Origin of the sequence: Rhodobium orientis, from assembly GCF_003258835.1 — a bacterium.
GTDB classification, from domain to species: Bacteria; Pseudomonadota; Alphaproteobacteria; order Rhizobiales; family Rhodobiaceae; genus Rhodobium; species Rhodobium orientis.
Genome location: NZ_NPEV01000007.1, coordinates 92,042 through 98,429 on the forward strand (window position 1 = coordinate 92,042; position 6,388 = coordinate 98,429).

The following is a 6,388-nucleotide window of genomic DNA, read 5'->3' on the forward strand; positions in this document are numbered from 1 at the left end:
TTGTCGCCAACCGGCTCAGTTCACGCCGAGGATCGCCAGAAGCATGGTCACGGTGACCACCGAGGCGGCCGTGGTGATGGTGATGGTGTTGGAGGCGAGTGCCAGGCCGGTCCGGAAGCGGTTGGCCATCAGGTAGGTGTTGACGCCGGCCGGGCAGGCCGCGCCGATGGTGACGACCGTGACCCAGAGCGGCGGCAGGTTGGTGAGGTAGCGCGCGAACACGAAGACGATGATCGGCAACACCAGCACCTTCAGCACCGACAGCGCCAGCGCCGGGCCGACATTGCCGCCGATGCCGTAACGTTTCAACGCCATGCCGAGGGCAAAGAGGGCGCAGGGCGTGGCGGTCGCGGTGAGCTGGTTGACGAGCGCCTTCGGCAGGCCGCCGAGCGTGAGCCCGGTGAAGCGGAAGCCGATGCCGACGAGGATCGCCAGGATCAGCGGATTGACGATCAGGTTGCGGGCGAGAGTGCGCGCCAGCTTTGCCGGGCTCGGCTTCTCGCCGCCCGTGTCTTCCAGCCGGTTGGCGCGCTCGATCAGAATGGTGCCGACCACCATCATGATCGGCAGGTGGACCGAGATCAGGATCAGCAGCGGAACGGTGCCGGCCTCGCCGAAGGCGGTATAGGTGATCGGCACGCCGACCAGCACCAGGTTGGAATAGCCGGCGGCGAAACCGGCGACGACGCCGGCATGGACGTTGCGCTTGAAGCCCTTGCGGATGAGGAGGTCGGCGATGACCCAGATGATCGCGACGGCCGAGAAATAGGAAATCCACACCGGCCAGGGCGAGATATCGGGGAAGTCCGCAGTGGCCAGCGTACGGAAGATCAGCACCGGCATGGCGATGGTGAAGACGAAATCGCCGAGCGCTTCGCCGGTCTCGCTCTTCAGGATGTTGAGCCAGGCAATCGCATAGCCAAGGCCGATGAGCGCGAATGCGGGCAGGACAATGAGGGCAACATCAGTCATGCGCGTGCCTCCGGGCACGCCGGCCAGGCGCGATATGTCGCGCTTGCGCCGTCTGGAATTCCGAACAATTTCGAGTTTTTACCGCGCCTCCGGTCGACCTCGGGAGCAGTTCGAGTAGAGTGCGGCGCTGACAGGACAACCGAGCAGCATTTCCCTCATGACCGATGACAGTCCCGATGACAAGACACTTGCGGTGGAATCCAAGGTTGCCGAGGAGGATGCGCCCTTCCTTGCGGTGATCGGTCACGAGTTACGCACGCCGCTCGGGGCCATGATGACCGCTGCCGATCTCCTCGCCGAGACGTCGCTGACGGAGCGCCAGCGCGGATATCTGAAAACCCTGAAACAGGCGGCCGAGGGTAGCCTGATGCTGGCGGAACTGCTGTTGGCGGTGGGCCGGCGGGGGCCGGCCGGCGTGCGCGAAGAGATGGCGCCGTTCGAGCCGGCGGCCGTCATCGGCTCGGTCGTCGACCTGTTCCGCCCGCTCGCCGGGCACAAGGGGCTGGAACTCGCCGCCGAGCTGCCTGCGGCGACGCATCGCAGGGTCTCGGGACGGCCGAAGACCCTGCGCCAGGCGGTCACCGCGCTCCTCGACAATGCGGTCAAATATTCCGACCGGGGCACGATCGCGCTGACGGCCGATCTCGCCGGCGATGGCGGCGGCACGGCCGATCTCGTCGTGACGATCCGCGACGGCGGGCCCGGAATCGCCGGCAGCGAGCGGGCCCGGGTGTTCGAGGCGTTCCAGCGCGGCACCGGCGCCGACGGCATTTCCTCCGGCTACGGCCTCGGCCTGTGGATCACGGCAAAGCTGGCCGAGGCCGCCGGCGGCAGCCTGGCGCTCGACGACGATGTCGACGCCGGTGCGTCCTTCCGGCTGCACTTTCCGGTTGAAATCGTCGATGCGGGCGATGCGGAAACGGATGTCGACGCCGAGCTCCCCGTTGTCCCCGATACGGCACCGCTGGCGGAGCGGCACGGCCTGTCCGGCGCCCGGTTCCTCGTCGTTGACGACAACGCCCTCGGCCGGCGCCTGATCGCGGCCTGCCTCGACGGCTTCGGCGCCACCTACCGGATGGCCGGCAGCGGTCGCGAGGCGCTGGAGGCCCTGCGGATGGAGCGGTTCGACGCCGTCCTGATGGATATCCGCATGCCGGACATGAGCGGCGTCGACGTCGCAAAGCACATCGCCACCATGCCGGCGCCGCCGCCGGTGATCGGCCTTTCCGCGGACGTGCCCGAGCCGGGCTCTCCCGCGGCCGACGAGACCCTCTTTGCCGCCTTCATTGCGAAGCCTTTCCAGCCTGCGGCCCTGCACGAGACGCTGACGAAGGTGCTGGCGCGGGCGGACGTTTGAGGCGTGTGATTTCTTGAGATTGTATAAGGCAGCTACGTCATCGCGAGGAGGCCGCTAGGCCGACGCGGCGATCCAGGACAACTGGCCCGGAGCTTTGGGCCCTGGATTGCCGCACTCGCTACGCTCGTTCGCAATGACGACCACGGACCTGAGCCGCGTGTTGCTACGCCCAGATGGCGATCCTGAGCCCCTTGGCATCCCGCGGCGGCTCCAGCGGGAACGGGGTCGCGGTGCCGTCAAGAATGCGGCCGGCGATGGCCGCGCAGGCGCAGGCATCGACCATGTCGTCGAGGCCGCAGCCCGGAAGCGGCCGCTCGAAAAGTTTCGGATCGTAGCCGAAACAGCCCAGCAATTCTGCCCGCTCGGCAATGCCTTCAGGGTTCGCCCGGCTCTTCACCTTCTTCGGCAGTGTCATCGGCGCCCTGCCGTTGAGCCGCCAGAAGGCAAGTTCCGGATGGACCTCGAAGACGCGGTCCTCCAGCACCGGCGCCATCAGCGCGTCGATCTCGCGGATTTTTGGAAAAATGTTGAAGGCCTGCTTGGAGATCTTTTTCGGCGGGTCGGAGGCAGCGAGCGCCAGGGAACAGGCTTTGCAGTAGTCCTCCTCCATCACCGCTGCGCGGGCGGGAATGGAAAACACCGACGACTGGCGCTGTCCGAGCAGCGACCGCACCGCCTTTTCCGCCGCCCGTCCGCTTCCCGTAATCCGCTCCGGCAGGCCGATCGGCATGTCGACGGCGATGATTGCCGGGGCTTCCGGCGCCTTAAGAATATCGGCGAAGCGGGAAAAGGGTTTGAGGACCGTGGCGCCGGGATCTCCGACCGGGTGAAAGGCTGCGATCCAGCCGCCTCTGATGCCGTCGACGCCGGCAACGATGGCCGCCCGATCGGCCATTTCCGTCAGCCGTGTCTGTCAGCCATTGGCGGCCTTGGCGCCGATCCGGCGCATGGTGACCATGGCCATCGGCTTGTCGAGGGCGATCTGTTCGGCGGCGATCGCCAGCTCGTCGTCGCCGCGCTTGACGCTGCGCGAGACAAGTTCGTAAACGGCCGCCGCCGCCCGCGACAGGGCCGCTTCCCGGTCGCGGCCGTCGACGATATGGGCAAGGAACAGCGCGGCAAGGAGGTCGCCCGGCCCGTGCGGCGCTTCCGGCACGACGGTGTGCTCGGCCATGATCGCCTCCGTCCCGGTCACCAGGAGATTGCCGATGCCGCCGCGCAGATAGCCGGGGATCGAGGAGACCAGAACCTGCGCCGGCCCGAGCCCGCGGGCCGCAAGCACCGCCTCGTCGGCGGTGCCCGGTGTCGTGTCGGTGAACCAGCCGAGCTCGAAAAGGTTGGGCGTTGCGATATCGGCGACCGGCAGCAGTTTTTCCTTCAGCGCCTCGGCAACAAGCTCGGGCACATAGAGCGCGCCGCGGTCGCCGGCGATCGGATCGCAGAGATATTTCAGGTCCGGGTTCTTTTCCCGGGCAATGGCCAGAAAGCAGGAGATCGCCTCGGCCTGTTCCGCATCGCCGAGATAGCCGCTGAGGACGGCGCCGACCTCGCCGAGATAGTCGGAGCTGGCGAGATCGTCGAGGATCGCGGCGAAGTCCCGCATCGGCGGGGAAAACCGCGTGGCCGGCCCATGGCCCGGATGCCAGGGCAGCACCACCGTTGGCACGAACCAGACCGGGAAGCCGAAGCGCTGCAGGGCAAAAAGCGCACCCCGTCCGCCCACAGCGCCGCGCGAGACCAGCGAGTTGATGACGACGATGGCGGGTTTCTTGGGCGCAAGCAGCATGTTCGGTCGGTCGTTGGCGCGCGGCAATCGCGCGAATCGCGGAACTGACAGCATTCACCCGGAACGCCCGCTTCGGCAAGCGCTGCGGCGTTGGCGTCAGATCACGGCGAGTTCGCGCACCGGGCTTTCCGCGGCGATCCGGTCGTAGGAAAACACCGACAGATCGAGCGTCTGGTAGGCCCCGGTGGTGATCAGTTCGGCAAGCGCCCGCCCGGCCGCCGGCGCCTGCTGCAGGCCGTGGCCGGAAAAGCCGTTGGCAAAGAAGAAGTTGGACAGCTCCGGATGGGGCCCGAGAATGGCGTTCTGGTCGAAGCGGTTGTAGTCGTAGTGGCCGGCCCAGGCGTTGAGGCACTTGATCGCCTCGAAGGCGGGCACCCGGTGGGCGAGCGCCGGCCAGATCACCTCGTCGAAGAGGTGCCAGTCGGGATCGAAGTCGCCGGGTGCGGCCGGGCCGTCGTCGGGCTCGGCCGGCGACATGCCGGAGATGAAATGCTGGCCCTCGGGCCGCACATAGACGCCGCTCGGATCGACCATCAGCGGCATCGGGCCGAGCTTTTCCCGGCAGTCGAAGACGAAGACGGAGCGCTTGCGCGGCTCCACGGGCAGCGCGACGCCGGCAAGCCCGGCAAGGGCGCCGGCCTCGGGGCCGGCGGCGTTGACGATGATGCCGGCCGGAACGACGGTGCCGTCGGCAAGGTGCACGGCGGTCAGCCGGTCGCCGCTGCGCGAAAAGCCGTGCGCCTCGCCGGTGATGGTCGTGACGCCGTGGGCGGCCGACGCCGAACGCAACAGGGAAAGCAGCGAATGGGCGTCGAACCAGCCCTCGCCGGAGCGCCCGAAGGCACCGGCCGAAAGGTCGTCGACATTGAGGAACGGAAAGGTCTCCGCGAGCACGTCCGGGCCGAGGAGGTCGATGTCGGCGCCGGCGTCCCTCTGGATGCGGTGGTTGGCGGCAAGGATGTCGCGCCCGGCCGGGCCGGCAAGCAACAGATAGCCGTTCTCCTTGAAGGCGATGTCGGCCTCGAAGCCGAAGCGGTCGCGGATCTCGCGGATGAAGGCGAGGCCGAAGCGCGACATGGCGATGTTTTCCGGGGTGGAAAACTGCTGGCGGATCGAGGCGGCGGACAGCGTCGTTGCCGATCGCGCAAAGGTGGTGTCGCGCTCGATCACGGCGATGGAGCCGGTGAACCCGGCCGCCTCGGTCAGGAAATAGGCCGTGCTGGCGCCGATCGCGGCACCGCCGACAATGACCACGTCGAACCCGGTCGTCACTTCTGTCCTCCGACACGCCCAATTTGAGACTGGCACGGTTTGCCGACAACGACTAGTGTCCGGCCAACTCCGTCAGCCCCGAAAGGTAGCACTATGAGCGAACTCTTCCGTCCGCGACGCAGCGTTCTTTATATGCCGGGATCGAATGCCCGGGCACTGGAAAAATCCAAGACCCTTGACGCCGATGCCCTCATCCTCGACCTGGAAGACGCCGTGGCGCCGGAGGAAAAGGATCTCGCCCGCGAGCAGGTCGTCGAAGCGGTCAAATCCGGTGAGTATGGCGACCGGGAACTGATCATCCGCATCAACCCGGCCGGCACGCCCTGGGCCACCGCGGACCTGGAAGCGGCGATCGAAGCCGGCCCCGACGCCGTGCTGGTGCCGAAGGTGAACACTGCGGCCGACATCCACCAGGTCGGCCGCAAGCTCGCCGAGCTCCACGCCGACGCCCATGTGCGCATGTGGGCGATGATGGAAACGCCACTCGCCATGCTCAATGCCGGCGAAATCGCCGCGGCGGCCGCCAGCCAGTACGGACGCCGGCTCGCCGCCCTCGTCATGGGCACCAACGATCTCGCCAAGGACAGCCGGGCCCGCCTGATCGCCGGACGCCAGCCGATGCTGGGCTGGCTCTCCAACACCGTCGTTGCCGCCCGCTCCTACGGCCTCGACATCATCGACGGCGTCTTCAACGACCTCGACGACATGGAAGGCTTTGAGGCCGAGTGCGCCCAGGGCCGCGATTTCGGCATGGACGGCAAGACGCTGATCCATCCGCGCCAGCTCGGGCCGTGCAATGTCGTCTTCGCGCCGCCGGAGGAGGACATCGCCTGGTCGCGCAAGGTCATCGCCGCCTTCGAGGAACCGGAAAACGAGGGCAAGGGCGTGATCAAGATCGGCGGCAAGATGGTCGAGCTGCTGCACCTGGAGATGGCCCGGCGCACGGTCCACATCGCCGAGGCCATCGCCGCGAAGTCCGCCGGCTGAACCGCGCCGTAGCA

At 67.4% G+C, this 6,388-nt stretch carries 6 protein-coding genes; 2 read left to right on the forward strand and 4 right to left on the reverse strand.

The features are described from left to right. Positions 1–15 precede the first annotated feature (15 nt). Complete coding sequence (locus tag CH339_RS05370) at positions 16–972, reverse strand: AEC family transporter (protein WP_111433252.1); 957 nt, start codon at positions 970–972, stop codon at positions 16–18. 157 nt (positions 973–1,129) lie between these two features. On the opposite strand from CH339_RS05370, the gene CH339_RS05375 reads away from it, so the two are divergent. Continuing rightward, a complete protein-coding gene (locus tag CH339_RS05375; RefSeq protein ID WP_111433253.1) occupies positions 1,130–2,329 on the forward strand; it encodes an ATP-binding response regulator in 1,200 nt (399 codons plus the stop codon). Positions 2,330–2,492: 163 nt separating this feature from the next. Here CH339_RS05375 and CH339_RS05380 read toward each other — a convergent pair whose 3' ends face one another. From CH339_RS05380 to CH339_RS05390, 3 genes are all read right to left on the reverse strand, one after another. Continuing rightward, the gene (locus CH339_RS05380) at positions 2,493–3,224 is read right to left on the reverse strand and encodes a DUF429 domain-containing protein (protein WP_111433254.1); all 732 of its coding nucleotides are present in this window, start codon (positions 3,222–3,224) and stop codon (positions 2,493–2,495) included. An 18-nt stretch (positions 3,225–3,242) separates the two neighbouring features. Beyond that, complete coding sequence (pdxY, locus tag CH339_RS05385; protein ID WP_111433255.1) at positions 3,243–4,115, reverse strand: pyridoxal kinase; 873 nt, start codon at positions 4,113–4,115, stop codon at positions 3,243–3,245. 96 nt (positions 4,116–4,211) lie between these two features. Further along, complete coding sequence (locus tag CH339_RS05390; RefSeq protein ID WP_111433256.1) at positions 4,212–5,387, reverse strand: NAD(P)/FAD-dependent oxidoreductase; 1,176 nt, start codon at positions 5,385–5,387, stop codon at positions 4,212–4,214. Positions 5,388–5,480: 93 nt separating this feature from the next. On the opposite strand from CH339_RS05390, the gene CH339_RS05395 reads away from it, so the two are divergent. Then, on the forward strand, positions 5,481–6,374 hold the full coding sequence (locus tag CH339_RS05395) for an HpcH/HpaI aldolase/citrate lyase family protein (protein WP_111433257.1): 894 nt from the start codon (positions 5,481–5,483) through the stop codon (positions 6,372–6,374). The last annotated feature ends 14 nt before the right edge of the window (positions 6,375–6,388 follow it).